This is a genomic window from Pseudomonas sp. Z003-0.4C(8344-21) (assembly GCF_900104975.1).
Taxonomy (GTDB): Bacteria; Pseudomonadota; Gammaproteobacteria; order Pseudomonadales; family Pseudomonadaceae; genus Aquipseudomonas; species Aquipseudomonas granadensis.
Genome location: NZ_LT629756.1, coordinates 1897869 through 1915100, shown reverse-complemented (window position 1 = coordinate 1915100; position 17232 = coordinate 1897869). Strand labels below are relative to the sequence as shown.

At 60.8% G+C, this 17232-nt stretch carries 18 protein-coding genes; 9 read left to right on the top strand and 9 right to left on the bottom strand.

Annotated features, from left to right (window positions below):
* Positions 1-77: 77 nt before the first annotated feature.
* From BLU24_RS08830 to BLU24_RS08820, 3 genes are all read right to left on the bottom strand, one after another.
* Positions 78-1103 carry a PDDEXK nuclease domain-containing protein gene (locus BLU24_RS08830; protein ID WP_093099308.1) on the bottom strand — a complete coding sequence of 342 codons (1026 nt, stop codon included), beginning with the start codon at positions 1101-1103 and terminating at the stop codon, positions 78-80.
* A gap of 184 nt (positions 1104-1287) precedes the next feature.
* Positions 1288-2712: a sensor histidine kinase gene (locus tag BLU24_RS08825; RefSeq protein WP_093099305.1), complete on the bottom strand. Its 1425-nt coding sequence runs from the start codon at positions 2710-2712 to the stop codon at positions 1288-1290.
* Positions 2699-3421 carry a response regulator transcription factor gene (locus BLU24_RS08820; RefSeq protein WP_093099302.1) on the bottom strand — a complete coding sequence of 241 codons (723 nt, stop codon included), beginning with the start codon at positions 3419-3421 and terminating at the stop codon, positions 2699-2701. The genes BLU24_RS08825 and BLU24_RS08820 overlap by 14 nt, the downstream gene beginning before the upstream one ends.
* 219 nt (positions 3422-3640) lie before the next feature.
* On the opposite strand from BLU24_RS08820, the gene BLU24_RS08815 reads away from it, so the two are divergent.
* Both BLU24_RS08815 and BLU24_RS08810 read left to right on the top strand, forming a co-directional pair.
* A complete protein-coding gene (locus tag BLU24_RS08815) occupies positions 3641-6394 on the top strand; it encodes a response regulator (protein ID WP_093106549.1) in 2754 nt (917 codons plus the stop codon).
* A gap of 81 nt (positions 6395-6475) precedes the next feature.
* On the top strand, positions 6476-7465 hold the full coding sequence (locus BLU24_RS08810) for a 2-hydroxyacid dehydrogenase (protein ID WP_093099299.1): 990 nt from the start codon (positions 6476-6478) through the stop codon (positions 7463-7465).
* A gap of 10 nt (positions 7466-7475) precedes the next feature.
* Here BLU24_RS08810 and BLU24_RS08805 read toward each other — a convergent pair whose 3' ends face one another.
* Complete coding sequence (locus BLU24_RS08805) at positions 7476-7928, bottom strand: hypothetical protein (protein WP_093106546.1); 453 nt, start codon at positions 7926-7928, stop codon at positions 7476-7478.
* 133 nt (positions 7929-8061) lie between these two features.
* Between BLU24_RS08805 and BLU24_RS08800 the strand changes: the two genes are divergently transcribed.
* Complete coding sequence (locus BLU24_RS08800; protein ID WP_090285316.1) at positions 8062-8496, top strand: hypothetical protein; 435 nt, start codon at positions 8062-8064, stop codon at positions 8494-8496.
* Positions 8496-8900, top strand: a complete 405-nt coding sequence (locus BLU24_RS08795; RefSeq protein ID WP_093099296.1) for an META domain-containing protein — start codon at positions 8496-8498, stop codon at positions 8898-8900. Before BLU24_RS08800 ends, BLU24_RS08795 begins: the two co-directional genes overlap by 1 nt.
* A gap of 142 nt (positions 8901-9042) precedes the next feature.
* On the opposite strand, the gene BLU24_RS08790 is transcribed toward BLU24_RS08795, so the two are convergent.
* Positions 9043-9510 (bottom strand): TlpA disulfide reductase family protein, encoded by a 468-nt coding sequence (locus BLU24_RS08790; RefSeq protein WP_093099293.1) that lies wholly within the window; start codon positions 9508-9510, stop codon positions 9043-9045.
* 113 nt (positions 9511-9623) lie between these two features.
* On the opposite strand from BLU24_RS08790, the gene arsC reads away from it, so the two are divergent.
* From arsC to BLU24_RS08775, 3 genes are read left to right on the top strand one after another with little or no spacing between them, the layout of a single operon-like run.
* A complete protein-coding gene (gene arsC / locus BLU24_RS08785) occupies positions 9624-9977 on the top strand; it encodes an arsenate reductase (glutaredoxin) (RefSeq protein ID WP_093099291.1) in 354 nt (117 codons plus the stop codon).
* Positions 9974-10570, top strand: coding sequence for an NAD(P)H:quinone oxidoreductase (gene wrbA / locus BLU24_RS08780; protein ID WP_093099288.1), 597 nt, complete (start codon positions 9974-9976; stop codon positions 10568-10570). Before arsC ends, wrbA begins: the two co-directional genes overlap by 4 nt.
* Before the next feature lies 1 nt (position 10571).
* Complete coding sequence (locus BLU24_RS08775) at positions 10572-10997, top strand: DUF2069 domain-containing protein (RefSeq protein ID WP_093099286.1); 426 nt, start codon at positions 10572-10574, stop codon at positions 10995-10997.
* 99 nt (positions 10998-11096) lie between these two features.
* On the opposite strand, the gene BLU24_RS08770 is transcribed toward BLU24_RS08775, so the two are convergent.
* The gene (locus tag BLU24_RS08770) at positions 11097-11771 is read right to left on the bottom strand and encodes a DNA-3-methyladenine glycosylase I (RefSeq protein WP_093099283.1); all 675 of its coding nucleotides are present in this window, start codon (positions 11769-11771) and stop codon (positions 11097-11099) included.
* Positions 11772-11899: 128 nt separating this feature from the next.
* Positions 11900-12724, bottom strand: coding sequence for a tRNA 2-thiocytidine(32) synthetase TtcA (ttcA, locus tag BLU24_RS08765; RefSeq protein WP_090285330.1), 825 nt, complete (start codon positions 12722-12724; stop codon positions 11900-11902).
* A 286-nt stretch (positions 12725-13010) separates the two neighbouring features.
* Between ttcA and BLU24_RS08760 the strand changes: the two genes are divergently transcribed.
* Together BLU24_RS08760 and BLU24_RS08755 are read left to right on the top strand one after the other, a co-directional pair.
* A complete protein-coding gene (locus BLU24_RS08760) occupies positions 13011-13613 on the top strand; it encodes a Yip1 family protein (RefSeq protein ID WP_090285332.1) in 603 nt (200 codons plus the stop codon).
* Positions 13614-13743: 130 nt separating this feature from the next.
* On the top strand, positions 13744-14238 hold the full coding sequence (locus tag BLU24_RS08755; protein ID WP_090285334.1) for a SprT family zinc-dependent metalloprotease: 495 nt from the start codon (positions 13744-13746) through the stop codon (positions 14236-14238).
* A gap of 116 nt (positions 14239-14354) precedes the next feature.
* Here BLU24_RS08755 and BLU24_RS08750 read toward each other — a convergent pair whose 3' ends face one another.
* Together BLU24_RS08750 and BLU24_RS08745 are read right to left on the bottom strand one after the other, a co-directional pair.
* A complete protein-coding gene (locus BLU24_RS08750; RefSeq protein WP_093099280.1) occupies positions 14355-15536 on the bottom strand; it encodes a CaiB/BaiF CoA transferase family protein in 1182 nt (393 codons plus the stop codon).
* A 145-nt stretch (positions 15537-15681) separates the two neighbouring features.
* Complete coding sequence (locus BLU24_RS08745) at positions 15682-17016, bottom strand: dicarboxylate/amino acid:cation symporter (protein ID WP_093099277.1); 1335 nt, start codon at positions 17014-17016, stop codon at positions 15682-15684.
* Between the last annotated feature and the right edge of the window lie 216 nt (positions 17017-17232).

Here is a 17232-nt window from a genome sequence, read left to right as displayed (position 1 = left end):
GCCTATCATACCGGCAAACCCGCGCAGGCCATATCACGCAAAGTGCGGTGCTTATGGTTTATGGGAATAAGCGCACGCTAGTCAGTGTTTTCCATGTGGGCGGTATCCAGTGCGTAGAACTCATGCAACTTGGCTTGCAGCAACTGCTTATCCGGCAAACAGGTTTGATATTGCGCAATCAGCGCAGGCGAGAGGCTACGATTGAGAGCGTACTCGACCACCTCGTCTTCCTTGCTCGCACAAAGCAGAACTCCGATCGCCGGGTTTTCGTGAGGCTTGCGCACGTTGCGATCGAGCGCCTCCAGATAGAAATCCAGCTTGCCGAGGTATTCCGGCTCAAAACGGCCGACCTTGAGTTCAATGGCTACAAGGCAGTTGAGCCCTCGGTGGAAGAACAAAAGTTCGAGTGAGAAATCCCGGCCGCCGACTTGCAGCGGATATTCGGAACCGACAAAGCAGAAGTCGCGACCAAGTTCGATCAGGAATTCCTTGAGGCGGGATAGCAGTCCCTGGTGCAGATCGGTTTCGGAATGAGCAGAGGGCAGATCTAGAAATTCGACCATGTAGGAATCGCGGAAGATCTCGAGTACTGCCGGGTGGGCTTGTTTAAGTGCGGCGGAGGCTTTTGCCGGATCGGTGACGCTTCGCTCAAACAGCGCTGTTTTCAGCTGCCGCTCCAGCTCACGTCTGGACCATCGCTCTTGAACGGCCATTCTTACGTAAAACGCGCGTTCCTCGGGTCGTTTGCACTGGCTGAAGATGACCAGATTGTGCGACCAGGATAATTGTCGCACCAGTGGTGCGACTTTCTCTTCGGCGTGATAAGTCTCATAAAACTGGCGCATTCGAAACAGGTTCGAACGAGTAAAACCGCGCAACCCTGGTTGTGTCATGGCCAAATGATCGGCCAATTGACCCACCACCGAATCCCCCCACTCCGCCCGCGCGATCTTGAGACTGATATGCGCCCCCACCTGCCAATAAAGCTCAATCAGTTGTGTATTGACCGCTTGCATGGCCTTATGTCTGGAACTGTGAATCAGCGCGAGCACTTCGTTGAAACGTTCGCCATCCGGGCTGCCAGTAAGGCTGGATACAGTCATGCGCAATTCCTTGAAGGTTAGGTGAGGCACGAGCCTAAACCGTTCAGGAAGCCTGAAATGACCGCTGGTGCCGCTTGGGAAATGTCACACAGAAAAAGGCGAGCGCTCCGTCAACCCAGCGGTATTGAAGCCATGGATGGACTACATCGCGAGCAGGCTCACTCCTACACGGAACGCGCGTTGTTCACACAACCTGAGGCGAACCGAGTTCCAATGTGGGAGCGAGCCTGCTCGCGAAGGCGTCAGAACTGGCGACACCATCATCCGCCAGCAAGCGCAAATTCAACCGCAATCCCGCCACGGCATTCTCGGCCCAGAGCAACCCGCCCTGGCGCTGCACCGCATTGCGCGCAATGCTCAAGCCCAAACCAAACCCGCCATCCCCTGGCCTCGAGCCGTCGAGTCGGATGAACGGTGAAAAAATCCGCTCCAGATCTGCTTCAGCCACACCGCCGCCCTGATCCTCCAGCCACAAATGCCAATAATCGCCATCGCGCTGTCCATCGAGCCGGACAATTGCGCCCTCGGGCGAATGCCGAATCGCATTGCGCAAAATATTCTCCAGCGCCTGCGCCAGGGTATTCAGATGGCCGCGTACCCAGCACGACGCATCGACCGAACATTGCAACTGCAAGCTCGGCCAGCCGCTTTCGTAACAGGCATTGTCGGTAAGCATTTCCCAGAGGGCCTGAATCTGGATCGCTTCGTCGGGCAGTGGCGTGCGGTCAGTGTCGAGCCAGGCCAGTTGCAAGGTGTCTTCGACCAGCCGCTGCATGCCGTCGACCTCGCGGCCGATGCGTTCGCGCAACTGTGGCAGCCCTTGCTCGCCTTCACTGGCGACGCGCAGGCGGCTCAGCGGCGTGCGCAGTTCATGGGATAAATCGCGCAACAGCTGCTGTTGCACGGCGACGGTGGTTTGCAGGCGTTCGGACATCGAATCGAATGCGCGGGCCAGCTCACCGAGTTCGTCGGGGCGCTGGGTCATGCCACTCGACAGGCGCACATTCAATTGGTCGGCGCGCCAGGCGTTGGCCTGTTCACGCAGGTTGTTCAGAGGTACCACCAGCAAACGGTACAGGCCGACACACAACAACAGCGTGAACAGCCCGGGAATCACGCCATTGGTAATGACGCGCCAGAACACCCGGTATTTGCCCGGCACAAAGCGTTCCGGCAACTCGATGACGAGGATGCCGGCGGACGGTTCTTTGGGAAACGGCACGCGCAGCCACGGTCGGCCCTTTTTGTGGATAGGCCAGTCGAGGCCGCGTAGAAAGGTCAGGTGCTGCACTTCTGCCTCGTTCAACGGCTCGCTGCTCAGCGACTGCAAATTGCCGCCAATCACCCCGACCCAACTGGCCTCGCGCAATTCCATGCTTTGCAGCCAGTCATCCACGCCGTGGCGGCCGCCGTGCTGCCAAGCCTGCTCCGCTTGCGCCGCATAGCGACTGAGCGTTGCGCGCGCGTTGTCAGAGAGGAACTGATTGCGCTCCTCCATGTAGCGACCCCACGACCAACTCAGCCAGATCATCAGCAAACAGAACGCCACCAGCAGCAGAGCCAGTTTCCAGAACAGCGAATGCCGCCCCGGCAGTTCAGAGCGTTTCATCAGCGCCACTCAATACGTAGCCCTTGCCCCAAACCGTGCGCACTTCGCGCTCGGTGTAACCGATGGCTTTGAGTTTGCGGCGGATCTGGCTGATGTGCATGTCGAGGCTGCGGTCGTGGGCGGCATAGCCGCGTTGCAGGACATGCTGATAAAGGAAGGCTTTGCTCAGCACTTCCTCGTCGTTGCGATTGAGGGTGTCGAGCAAGCGGAATTCGCTGCGGGTCAGCCCGGCGGCCTGCTCGCGGAAAAACACCTCGCATTGCTCATCGTCGAAACGCAGCGCCCCGCTTGCCGCTGGCAGCGCAGCCGCCGCCGGACGGCGATCGAGGGCGACGCGGCGCAGGATCGCTTCGATGCGCACATGCAACTCGGCCATGCTGAACGGCTTGGGCAAATAATCATCGGCGCCGAGCCGAAAGCCGCTGATGCGATCAGCCTCGGCGCCGAGGGCCGACATCAGCAGCACCGGGGTGGAATGGCTCTGGCGCAATTGCGTCAGCAGCTTCAAGCCGTCGAGCCCCGGCAAGAGAATGTCCATCAGCACCACGTCGAACGGCTGGTCCCTGGCGATGTTCAGGCCTTCCTCACCATTCTGGCACCAGGTCACCTGAAAGCCGCTGCGGCCCAGATGTTCATGCACGTAGGCACCGAGCACCGGATCGTCTTCGATGGAAAGAATGCGTGGCTGGCCAACGGAAACAGGAGTCATGAGTATCTGCAAGTAATTCTCAGTTGAGCGCGATTATTCAAGATTGCCGGGCTTGCGGCAACTCAAGGTTCGGTCATCAGACCAACGCGCGTGCGCGAGCCTCGCCATCGCTGGCACATTTTTCCGAAGATTGCCTGCGAGCAAATCGCTACACTGCGCCCATGTCGCGTGCCGGATGCACGCATGAGTCAACAGATCAGCGGGATGCAGGAGACGGGCGTGCTCAAGAAACTGGGAATCAAAGGTCGGGTATTGTTGCTGACCTTGTTGCCGACCAGCCTGATGGCGCTGGTGCTGGGCGGGTATTTCACCTGGACGCAGCAGTCCGACTTGCAAACCCAATTGATGCAGCGCGGCGAAATGATCGCCGAGCAACTGGCGCCGCTGGTCGCGCCGGCCATGGGCCACGGCAACACCGAACTGCTCGAGCGCATCGCCACGCAGTCGCTGGAACAACCGGACGTGCGCGCGGTGACATTCCTCGCCGCGGATCGCTCGCCACTGGCCCACGCCGGCCCGACCATGCTCAATCAGGCGCCGAGCGGCGACAGCGCGCAATTGCAACGACGCAGCGGCAATGACGCCACACGCTATCTGATGCCGGTGTTCGGCAAGCACCGCAACCTTGCTGGCGAGCTGATCCCGGAAGAGTCCGACCGCCTGCTCGGCTGGGTCGAGCTGGAGCTGTCGCACAACGGCATGTTGCTGCGCGGCTATCGCAGTCTGTTCGCCAGCCTGCTGCTGATCGCCGCCGGGCTGGCCGGCGCGGCGCTGCTGGCATTGCGCATGGGCCGCACGATCAACCGCCCGCTCGGGCAGATCAAGCAAGCCGTCGCTCAACTGAAGGACGGCCACCTGGAAACCCGTTTGCCGCCGCTCGGCAGTCAGGAACTGGATGAACTGGCCTCGGGCATCAACCGCATGGCCGGCACCCTGCAGAACGCCCGCGAAGAATTGCAGCACAGTGTCGATCAGGCCACCGAAGACGTACGTCAGAATCTCGAAACCATCGAGATCCAGAACATCGAGCTGGATCTGGCGCGCAAAGAGGCACTGGAGGCGAGCCGGATCAAATCGGAATTTCTCGCCAACATGAGCCACGAGATCCGCACGCCGCTGAACGGTATTCTCGGCTTCACTCATTTATTGCAGAAAAGTGAACTGACCCCGCGCCAGCTCGACTATCTGGGCACCATCGAAAAATCTGCCGACAGCCTGCTGGGGATCATCAACGAGATTCTCGATTTCTCGAAAATCGAGGCCGGCAAACTGGTGCTGGATCATATCCCGTTCAATCTGCGCGATCTGCTCCAGGACACCCTGACCATTCTCGCCCCGGCCGCGCACGCCAAGCAGCTGGAACTGGTCAGCCTGGTCTACCGCGACACGCCACTGTCGCTGGTCGGCGATCCGCTGCGGCTCAAGCAGATCCTCACCAACCTGGTCAGCAACGCGATCAAGTTTACCCGCGAAGGCACCATCGTCGCTCGGGCCATGCTGGAAGATGAACACGAAGACAGCGTGCAACTGCGCATCAGCATTCAGGACACCGGCATCGGCCTGTCCAATCAGGACGTGCGCGCGTTGTTCCAGGCCTTCAGCCAGGCGGACAACTCGCTGTCGCGCCAGCCCGGCGGCACGGGTTTGGGGCTGGTAATTTCCAAACGTCTGATCGAACAGATGGGCGGTGAGATCGGCGTCGACAGCACGCCGGGCGAAGGCTCGGAATTCTGGATCAGCCTGAGCCTGCCGAAAACCCGCGACGACGCCGAAGACATGCCCGCCCCGCCACTGCTCGGGCGCCGCGTCGCAGTGCTGGAAAACCACGAACTGGCGCGGCAAGCCCTGCAGCATCAACTGGAAGATTGCGGCCTCGACGTCACCCCGTTCAATACCCTCGAAAGCCTGACCAATGGCGTCACCGGCGCGCACCAGACTGATCAGGCGATCGATCTGGCGGTCATCGGTATCACCAGCAACGACATGCTGCCCGAACGCTTGAACCAGCACATCTGGGACCTCGAACACCTCGGCTGCAAAGTGCTGGTGCTGTGCCCGACCACCGAGCAGACGCTGTTTCATCTGTCGGTGCCCAACCCGCACAGCCAGTTGCAGGCCAAACCGGCGTGCACACGCAAGCTGCGTCGGGCCTTGTCCGATCTGGTCAACCCGCGTCAGCCACGCCATGAACCGGGCGAACCGCTGTCGAGCCGGGCGCCGAAAGTGCTGTGTGTCGACGACAACCCGGCCAACCTGCTGCTGGTGCAAACGCTGCTCGAGGACATGGGCGCCAAGGTCCTTGCGGTGGAAAGCGGATATGCCGCGGTCAAAGCGGTGCAGACTGAATCCTTCGATCTGGTGCTGATGGACGTGCAGATGCCGGGCATGGACGGTCGCCAGAGCACCGAAGCGATCCGCCAGTGGGAAAGCGAGCGACACAGCACCCCGCTACCCATCGTCGCCCTCACCGCCCACGCCATGGCCAACGAAAAACGCGCGCTGCTGCAAAGCGGCATGGACGATTACCTGACCAAGCCGATCAGCGAACGGCAACTGGCGCAGGTGGTGCTGAAATGGACCGGTCTGGCCCTGCGCAATCAAGCGCCGGAGCGCGGCAGCGACAGCGCTGCGAACAGCAATGAATTGCCGGTGCTCGATCATGAAGAAGGTTTGCGTCTGGCCGCCGGCAAGGCCGACCTGGCTGCGGACATGCTGGCAATGCTGCTCGCCTCGCTCGAAGCCGACCGCGAAGCCATCCGCGCCGCTCGCGACAGCCACGATCAGAACGCGCTGCTCGAACGCGTGCATCGCCTGCACGGCGCCACGCGTTACTGCGGCGTACCGCAATTGCGCGCGGCCTGCCAGCGCAGCGAAACCCTGCTCAAGCAAGACGACCCGAAAGCCACTCTGGCGCTGGATGAACTGGAACGGGCGATCAACCGATTGGCGGCGCAGGCGAAGATCAGCGCCTGATCCACGGCAATACCGGGCGGCGCTGTCAGCGCTACAGTGGCTGACGATGATTCAACCCTGTCGATGTTCAAGGAGGATTGCATGCGCACCATCGTTTTCAGCAGCCAGACGTATGATCGCGACAGTTTCCTCGGCGCCGACTGCCCGGCAGGCATCGAGCTGCACTTTCAACCGGCGCGGCTGAGCCTCGACACGGTGGCGCTGGCCGATGCGCATGAGGTGGTTTGCGCGTTCATCAATGACGACCTCAGCGCGGCGGTGCTGGAACGTCTGGCCGCCGGTGGCACACGCCTGATCGCCTTGCGGTCGGCAGGTTACAACCATGTCGACCTGATCGCCGCCAAACGTCTTGGACTGGCGGTGGTGCGAGTGCCGGCGTACTCGCCACATGCGGTCGCCGAACATGCGGTGGCGCTGATCCTCGCCCTGAATCGACGCCTGCACCGCGCCTATAACCGCACCCGCGAAGGCGATTTCAGCCTGCATGGCCTGACCGGTTTCGACCTGGTCGGCAAGACCGTAGGGATTGTCGGTACCGGGCAGATCGGCGCGACGTTTGCGAAAGTCATGCACGGCTTCGGCTGTGAATTGCTCGCCTACGACCCGTATCCGAATCCGGATGTGCTCGCTTTGGGCGCGCGCTATCTGAGTTTGCCGGAACTGCTCGCGCAGTCGCGGATCATCAGCCTGCATTGCCCGCTCAATGAGCAGAGCAAGCACCTGATCAACCGTGATTCGCTGGCGCACATGCAGCCCGGCGCCATGCTGATCAATACCGGGCGCGGCGGTCTGGTCGACACGCCCGCGCTGATCGACGCGCTGAAGGACGGCCAACTGGGTTATCTGGGGCTGGATGTGTATGAGGAAGAGGCGCAGCTGTTTTTCGAGGACCGCTCGGACTTGCCCTTGCAGGACGATGTGCTGGCACGCTTGCTGACCTTTCCCAACGTGATCGTCACCGCGCACCAGGCCTTTCTGACGCGCGAGGCACTGGGCGCGATCGCCTCGACAACCCTGAGCAACATCGCGACCTGGGCGGCAGGCACGCCGCATAACCAGGTCGAGGGTTGAGCCGGGCCGGTTACTTCGGCGACAGCGAAGACGCCAGAATCAGCAGGGCCAGCCAGCCGAAACCGAACAGCCGCTGTTTCGCCGAATGGCCGTTGCGCAGCAGAAACCAGACGAAGACCATTGGCAGCAGAAACACCATGATCTTCAGCCAGCCTTCCACCGGGCGGCTGCCGTCGGGATTGGCGGTCTGTTCAAGCACTTGCTCGCCCTGCTGACGACGGCGTCGCCCCGCCGCGGCCGGCATCACTTTCGGCAGTGGTTGCACAGCGGGGGCAATCGCCGCCTCCGGCACCGCGTTGTTGCGAGGCAGGCTGCCGAACGAAATCGTCGCCGCCTGTGCCGCCGCGGCTACAGGCTGCGCTTGCACTGCGGCATATTCATCGATCGGCGCGCCGCAATGAATGCAGGCCGACGCTTCGGAGCTGATGCTCTTTTTGCATTCATAACATTCGATCAGCGCCATGTTCCGTTCCTTCAGATTCGAGGCCGGCAGTTTGCCATGAGTGCTGGCCGATTTGAACCGGATCGAAGGTCGCACGCGCGCATCATTCTGCAATCGGGGCCGTGCTAGCATGTCGCGCATATTTGGAGGACCCATGGTCGAACACGATTTCCGCTACACCCTGATGAACCCGCAACACACCCTCACCGAATGCCGCGCCCTCGTACCGGGCCGCTATCAGGTCACCGGCAACGGTGGCTCGATCCGCATCGGTGATGTCCTGCTGGTGACCCTCAAAGGCAGCAAGGATTTGTCCATGCGCCTGACCGTCGACACCGTTCGCCACCTGATCAACCCGCCGGGCCAATGGACCGCGATGACCACCGGCCCGCTGTTCGGTGAACTGGCGATCCATACCTGGCAGGTCAACTGCGACAGCTGCGCCAAAGAGCTGAGTTTTGAATTCGCGGTCGATGCCAAACTCGGCAAGACCGCTGAAAAACCGGCCGCCACCGCGCGCATCGCCGAGCTGGGCTGGCAAGCCGTGGGCGACAAGCACCTGTGCCCGAAATGCCAGGAGCCCGCGTGATGAAACGCTTTGCCCTGGCCGCTCTGGTCGGTGTCGGTCTCGCGGGCTGTGCCGCCGAGCCTGTGCAACTGCAACACAACCGCAGCTACATTCTGGAATGGATCGGCGAGCGCCCGTTGATGGATTACAGCCATCTGACCGTGACCCTTGGCGACGATGGCCGCGCCTACGGCAACGGCGGCTGCAACCATTGGTTCGCGCCGTACACGCTGGACGGCGACAAGCTGTCGTTCGGCAAAATCGGCAAGACCCGCAAACTCTGCGCCCCGGCCTTGATGGAGCAGGAACAACGGTTTTTGCAGGCGCTGGAAAAGGTCGAGCGCTGGGACATCTCGCCGATTGAGCAGATGCGTTTCTGGCCGGCCGAAGGCAAGCCTTTGCGCTGGTGGCTGGAAGAGGGTTGAACCTCATAGCTGATCGCTGTAACGATCGTTCCTACGCTCCTGCGTGGGAATGCATCAAGTGACGCTCTGCGTCACAGGGACGCGGAGCGTCCCGGGCGGCATTCCCACGCAGAGCGTGGGAACGATCCTGCCGAACGACCGCCTATTTGGTCGCCTGCAACGCCTCGAGCTTCGCCATCACCCCCGCCGCCGTCTGCTCACCGAGCAACTGCTCCCGCACCTTGCCCTTGTCGTCGATGATGTAAGTCACCGGCAATGCCTCGCTGCGCGGCAATTCGAACAGCTCCGCCGGATCCTGCGCCAGCACGGTGAACTTGATGCCCAGTTTCTCGCTGGCTTCTTTCAGTTCCGCGCCTTGCACGTTGTCGAAGTTGACGCCGAACACGCCGACGTTCTTGTTCTTCAGTTCCTCGGCCAGGTGATTGAGTTCAGGAATCTCCGTGCGACACGGGCCGCACCATTCGGCCCAGTAATTGAGCACCACCCATTGTTTGTCGAGACGCTCGGACGCGACTTTCTGGCCGTTCTGGTCAATCCCGTAATCATTGCCGCAGCCCCCCAGCATCAACGCCCCGATTACCGTCAATGCCGCTGCCAATCGCCGTGTCATGTCGTGTTCCTTGAGAAAATTCGAAGGCGCCTGCGACCCATCGCCTCTGACGGTTCTGGATTGCGCGCTGCACAGTTAGAATAGCCGCCACTTTACGCCAGAAGCGACCCGCCATGACCGATCTGACGCTTTATCACAATCCGCGCTGCTCGAAATCCCGCGGCGCACTGGAACTGCTCGAAGCCCGCGGCCTGACGCCAACCGTGGTGCGTTACCTCGAAACCCCGCTGAATGCTGCGCAAATCAAGGCGCTGCTCGGCAAGCTCGGGATCAGCGCACGGCAGTTGCTGCGCAGCGGGGAAGATGAATACAAAATGCTTCAGCTCGCCGATGAAAATCTCAGCGAAGCGCAATTGATCGACGCCATCGCCGCGCATCCGAAACTGATGGAACGGCCGATCCTCGAAGTCGGCGACAAAGCGGTCATCGGCCGTCCACCGGAAAACATTCTGGAGTTGCTGCCGTGAGCGCGCCGTACATTCTGGTCCTGTATTACAGCCGCAGCGGTTCGACCAACGAGATGGCCCGGCAGATCGCTCGCGGTGTCGAGCAGGCCGGGCTGGAGGCGCGACTGCGCACGGTGCCGGCGATTTCCACAGAATGCGAAGCCGTCGCCCCGGACATCCCCGCAGAAGGCGCGCTCTACGCGACCCTCGATGACCTGAAAAACTGCGCCGGTCTGGCACTGGGCAGCCCGACGCGATTCGGCAACATGGCCGCCCCGCTGAAATACTTTCTCGACGGCACCAGCAACCTTTGGCTGACCGGTGCTCTGGTCGGCAAACCGGCCGGTGTGTTCACCTCCACCGCCAGCCTGCACGGCGGTCAGGAAACCACCCTGCTGTCGATGATGCTGCCGCTGCTGCACCACGGCATGCTGATTACCGGCCTGCCGTACAGCGAGTCGGCACTGCTGGAAACCGAGGGCGGCGGTACGCCTTACGGTGCCAGCCATCATGCCGGCGCCGACGGCAAGAGCGGCCTCGATCAACACGAAGTGGCGCTGTGCCGCGCCCTCGGTCTGCGTCTGGCGAAAACCGCACAGAAACTGGTGAGCTGAGATGGCGAAGAAGCCGAAGATCCTGCCCTCAATCGAGTGGCTGGAGCCGCGGGTGAAGGCGATGCGGGTGCTCAGCCTGCTGAGTTTTTTCGCCCTCGCCGGCCTGCTCGCGGCTTATTACCTGGTGTTCGCCGACCTGCACGGCGCGCGGCCGTGGGTGATTCTGCTGGTCGAACTGATCCCGTGGCTGGTGCTCGCGCCGGCGATGATCATGGGCAGCGCCCGCGGGCACTCATGGATGTGTTTTGTGGTGAATCTGTATTTCATCAAAGGCGCACTGGCGGCGTATGACCCGAACCGGCAGTGGTTTGGTGTGCTGGAAATGGTGGCGAGCCTGGCAGTGTTCTGCTCGGCGCTGCTGTATGTGCGCTGGCGTTATCAGCTTGATCGCAAGCTGGCGGGCGAAGGCGAAATCAGCGTCGCCTGACAAATAGCTATCGCGAGCAGGCTCACTCCTACAGGGGATCTGTGGCGTTCACAAATCCCCTGTAGGAGTGAGCCTGCTCGCGATAGGCGCGACGCGGTCTCAATGATTGACGGTGTAGGCGAGCATCATCGAAATCTGGCTCATTGGCCGCCCGCCGCTCTGTTCGTGCCACTGATTGAACGCGTTCTGCACCGTCGCCAGGTCGCGCAGGCTGGTCGGCGCCTTGTCGACGATCTTCTGGGCATTCAATGCGGCGACGACGTCATAGCTCGGCACAAAGGTGTCCTTGCCGACCATGCGCAAAAAGCGCGGCGCTGACAGCCCGCCCAATTGATGACCGTGCTTTTTCAGGTATGTCCACAGGCCGACGATGTCGGTCACCGGCCAGTCGGCGATCAGCGCGCCGAAGCTGCCCTTGTCCTGCTCCACATCAAGAATGAACTGCGCATTGCGCGGCACGCTCTTCAGCTTGCCCAAGTGGCGGATGATCCGCGCGTCCTGCATCAGGCGCTCAAGGTGCTCGGCGCTCATCAGCACAACTTTTTCCGGGTCGAACTTGAAGAACACTTCTTCGAAGGCCGGCCATTTGGCGTCGACCAGACTGTGCTTGAGTCCGGCGCGAAACACCCGCAGCGCCATTGTCGAGAGGTAGCGGTCGTCGCTGATCTTGCGCAGTTGCGTCGGGGTTTTCGGAACAGGCAGATGGGCTTCCAGTGCAGCCGCCGAACCGAAACGGTTCAGACAGTATTCGTGCAGCCACTTGTAATCGCGCATGCCCTCTCCCGGGAATTGAAAGAAAATCCGTTGTAGGAGTGAGCCTGCTCGCGATAGCGCTGTGTCAGTCGATATCAAAATATCTGACAGACCGCTATCGCGAGCAGGCTCACTCCTACAGGTTTTAATTAAAGGTTTACGACGTTGACGAAGCGCGACGCCGCGGTTTCGTCGATTTTCAGGCTGGTGAAGTCGAACAGGTTGCGGTCGGCCAGTTGCGACGGGATCACGTTCTGCAGGCTGCGGAAAATGCTCTCGGTGCGGCCCGGGGTCTTGCGCTCCCAGTCCTGGAGCATTTCCTTGACCACCTGACGCTGCAGGTTTTCCTGCGAACCGCAGAGGTTGCACGGGATGATCGGGAATTGCTTGAGGTCCGAGTAGGCCTGAATGTCCTTCTCGTTGCAGTACGCCAGCGGACGGATCACCACGTTGCGCCCGTCGTCGGCGCGCAGCTTCGGCGGCATGGCCTTGAGGCTGCCGTTGAAGAACATGTTGAGAAAGAACGTTTCGACTATGTCGTCGCGGTGATGACCGAGGGCCATTTTTGTCGCGCCGATTTCGTCGGCAAAGGTGTACAGCGTGCCGCGACGCAGGCGTGAGCACAGCGAGCACGTGGTCTTGCCTTCCGGAATCAGTTCCTTGACCACCGAGTAGGTGTCTTTCTCGACGATGTGGTACTCGACGCCAAGCTCTTTCAGGTAGGCCGGCAGCACGTGCTCGGGAAAGCCCGGCTGTTTCTGGTCCATGTTCACCGCGACGATCTCGAACTTGATCGGTGCAACCTTCTGCAGGTGCAGCAACACGTCGAGCATGGTGTAGCTGTCCTTGCCCCCGGACAGGCAGACCATGACCTTGTCACCGTCTTCGATCATGTTGAAATCGGCGACCGCTTCGCCGGCCAGCCGGCGCAGGCGCTTTTGCAGTTTGTTCTGGTTGACCGTAAGAGTGCCCATGACGCGAAATCCGTGAGGTGTGACGAAAGGCCGGCATTTTACGCAAAAACCCCGCCGCTGTGGGGACGTGTTGTCGGCCGCCACAGGACACTTGAGACAGACCCCGAGGCGATTATCCGCCCGGTTTACAGCGCGATTTGCTCTAAGCCCCTGATACCGGTGCGGTTCAGTCCTTTCTATACTGCGACATAAGGTCGCACACATCTGAAGACCTGTATTTGCTCGGCCGCCTGGCCCGTAGGCGCTCCGTTGGGGGGCGATGGCAATATCAAGAGGAGTGAATGGCATGATCCATCACGTAGTGGGACTGTTTACCCACCCCGATCAGGAATGGAAGGAAATCCGTGGCGACCAAGAGGAAAGCATCAGCCACATGTACCTCACACACACGCTGATTCTGGCGGCGATCCCCGCCGTCTCGGCGTTTATCGGTACCACCCAGGTTGGTTGGGTGATCGGCAACCGCGCGCCGGTGATGCTCACCTTCGAAAGTGCGCTGTGGATGACGATCATGTCGTACCTGGCGATGCTCGGTGGCGTTGCGGTAATGGGCGCCTTTGTCCACTGGATGGCACGCACGTATGACGCCAACCCCAGTCTGGCCCGTTGCGTGGCCTTCGCCACTTACACCGCGACGCCGTTGTTCGTCGGTGGCCTGGCGGCGCTGTATCCGCACATGTGGCTGGGGATGATCGTCGGTACGGCGGCCATCTGCTACACGGTATATCTGCTGTACGTGGGCTTGCCGACGTTCATGAACATTCCTCCGGACGAAGGCTTCCTGTTTTCCAGCTCGGTACTGGCGGTAGGCCTGGTGGTGCTGGTGGCGATCATGGCGTTTACCGTGATTGTCTGGGGCCTGGGCGTAGGGCCGGTGTACACCAACTGACGATATCCGCCTGGTGAGAGAGGCCGCCGCAAGGCGGCCTTGTCATTTGGGCGATGACCATTCGGCAGCTCGGCGATTCGCAAGCGCCCGGGGTTGCGGCATACTCGGCGTCTCTGGAGATCCATCAAGCATGCCCGAGCAACTCAATACCCGCGTCGAAGATTGTTACCAACTCGCTGAATCCTTTTTCAAACGTTCCTTCAAACGCCCCGTCGTCAGCCTCAAGCTGCGCGGGCAGAAAGCCGGTGTCGCGCATCTGCACGAAAACAAGCTGCGCTTCAATCCGCAGCTGTACCGGGAAAACACCGAACACTTCCTCAAGCAGACCGTGGCCCACGAAGTCGCGCACCTGATCGCTCATCAACTGTTCGGCGACCGCATCCAGCCCCATGGCGAGGAATGGCAATTGATCATGCGCGGCGTTTACGAATTGCCGCCGGATCGCTGCCATACCTACGAAGTCAAACGCCGCAGCGTGACCCGCTACATCTATAAATGCCCGTGTCCCGAGAGCGATTTCCCGTTTACGGCACAGCGCCATAGTCTGGTGCGACAGGGGCGACGGTATTTCTGCCGGCGTTGCCGCACGACGCTGGTGTTCAGTGGTGAGATGCGGGTGGAATAGTCGGTTCCTGCGGTGCCCTGACTGGCCCTATCGCTGGCAAGCCAGCTCCCACAGGTTCCGAGGTGTTTACAAAACCTGTGGGAGCTGGCTTGCCAGCGATGAGGCCCTTACAGGCGCTAAAGAATGACTTTGTTGTGACGCAGGTTTTCAATTTTCAACGGGCTGAATCCCAATTCCCCCAACACCTCATCCGTATGCTGCCCCAGCGCCGCCCCGACATGCCGCGGCGCTGGCAACGCCTCGGAAAACTTCAACGGACAAGCCATCTGCGCCTGCGCCGTACCCTCCCCGCGCGGCACTTGCGTCACCAGTTCGCGCGCCTGCACCTGCGGATGACGCACCGCCTCACCGAGGCTCAACACCGGCTCGACACACGCATCGACCCCGGCGAACAACTCGCACAACTGCGCAAAATCATGCTTTTCAAACTCAACCCGCAACGCCTCCTTCAGCGCCTGCTGTTGCTCAGGTTTGGCTGACAGCCCCTGCGCCGCCAGCTCCGGTCTACCCAGCGCTGCACACAAGGCCTGCATGAATGCCGGCTCCAGACTGCCGACCGACATCCAGCGCCCGTCCCGCGTGCGGTAATAGTCATAAAAGCTACCGCCATTGAGCATCTGATCTTCGCGCCCCGGCTCATCTTCGCAAGCGAGATAACCGGCGCCGGCCATGGCGTTCAGGCTGAACGCGCAATCGGTCATGCTCACGTCGACATGCGTGCCCTGCCCGGTTTGCTGGCGGGCGATGACGGCGGCGAGCAGGCCGATCACCCCGTGCAGCGAGCCACCGGCAATGTCCGCCACTTGCATGCCCAACGGCAGCGGCCCGCTGTCGGCGCGGCCGGTATAACTGGCCAGCCCTGCCAGGGCCAGATAATTGATGTCGTGGCCGGCGCGGTCCTTATAGGGCCCGGTCTGGCCATAACCGCTGATCGAGACGTAGATCAATTTCGGATTGATCGCTTTCAGCGCTTCATAACCCAGGCCCAGACGCTCCATCACACCGGGGCGGAACTGTTCGAGGACGATGTCGTACTCGGTCAATAACTCGCGGATGATTTCCAGCGCCGCCGGCTGTTTCAAGTCCAGCGCCAGACTGCGTTTGTTGCGGTTCAGGTAGGCATGACTGGCCGACACGCCGCCATCGTGCGGTGGCAACACGCGCAGCAGATCCATGCGGGTCGGCGATTCGATGCGCAGTACCTCGGCGCCCATGTCCGCCAGCAATAACGAGGCAAACGGCCCCGGCAGCAGCGTCGAGAAATCGAGAACCTTCAGTGAGGCCAGCGGTGCGGACATGGGCGAACTCCTTGGGCGATGCACTCAGCCTAGGCAGCGATCAGCGATGCGGCAATCACCGAAAATGTCAGCGGGTATGACCGTTGCGCTCAAAACGCAGGCATGAAAAAACCCGCCGAAGCGGGTTTTTCCAGACAAGCGATGCTTACTTCACATGGCTCGGGGTTGCGCCTTCAGCCACACCCAGGTCGTCTTCAGGACGGGTTTCGGCGATACCGCGACCACCCGAAGCCAGTTCGGCTTGCAGTTGATCGGTGTCCAGCTCCTTGACCCACTTGGCAACCACGATGGTGGCTACCGCGTTACCGACCAGGTTAGTCAGTGCACGGGCTTCGGACATGAAACGGTCGATACCGAGGATCAGCGCCAGACCGGCCACCGGCAGGTGACCGACCGCCGACAGGGTCGCGGCCAGCACGATGAAGCCCGAACCGGTCACACCGGCTGCGCCTTTGGAGGACAGCAGCAGTACCAGCAGCAGAGTGATCTGGTGAGTGATGTCCATGTGCGTGTCGGTCGCCTGAGCGATGAACACAGCCGCCATGGTCAGGTAGATCGACGTACCGTCGAGGTTGAACGAGTAACCGGTCGGGATCACCAGACCGACAACCGATTTCTTCGCGCCCAGACGCTCCATCTTGATCAGCATGCGTGGCAGCGCCGATTCCGACGAGGACGTGCCCAGTACGATCAACAGCTCTTCACGGATGTAACGCACCAGCTTGAACACGCTGAAACCGTGAGCACGGCAGATCGCACCCAGCACCAGCACCACGAACAGCACGCAGGTGATGTAGAAGCAGATCATCAGCTGGCCCAGTTGCACCAGCGAGCCCACACCGTAGGCACCGATGGTGAAGGCCATCGCACCGAAGGCACCCAGCGGCGCCAGTTTCATGATCATGTTGATGATGTTGAACATCACGTGGGCGAAGCGATCGATCATGTCCAGCAGCGGACGACCGTACGAACCCAGGCGATGCAGGGCGTAGCCGAAGATCACCGAGAACATCAGCACTTGCAGAATGTCACCGGTGGCGAACGCGCCGACGATGGTGTTCGGGATCACATTGAGGAGGAAGCCGACAATGCTCTGGTCTTTACTGGCCGTCACGTAGGTGGCGATTTTCGAGGCGTCCAGGGTGGTGACGTCGATGTGCATGCCGGCGCCCGGCTGCACAACGTTGACCACGACCAGACCAATCAGCAGGGCAATGGTCGAAACGATTTCGAAATACAGCAGCGCGTAGCCGCCGGTCTTGCCCACCGATTTCATGTTCTGCATGCCGGCGATGCCGCTGACAACGGTACAGAAGATGATCGGGGCGATGACCATTTTGATCAGCTTGATGAACCCGTCACCCAGCGGCTTGAGCGCCACACCGGTCTGTGGGTAGAAGTGACCGAGCAGAATGCCGATGGCGATGGCAACGATCACCTGGAAATACAGGGATTTATACAGTGGCTGACGAGTCGTCATTGCAGGTTTCCTCAAGCGTCCCGCGACAACATCCATCTGTTGGCCGCGAAACCTTAATTGCGAACCCTCCTGCACTGGAGGGATTTGTTGTTGGAGCGGCGTTTTCCCACGGGATAAATGCACGCTTCTGTCGCTTGTATCGCAAACGCCGTGCCAGATTGGTGCGATGGGCAGCCAGCCTTTTGATATCAGGGCTCAGCCACATTTTTGTGTCAC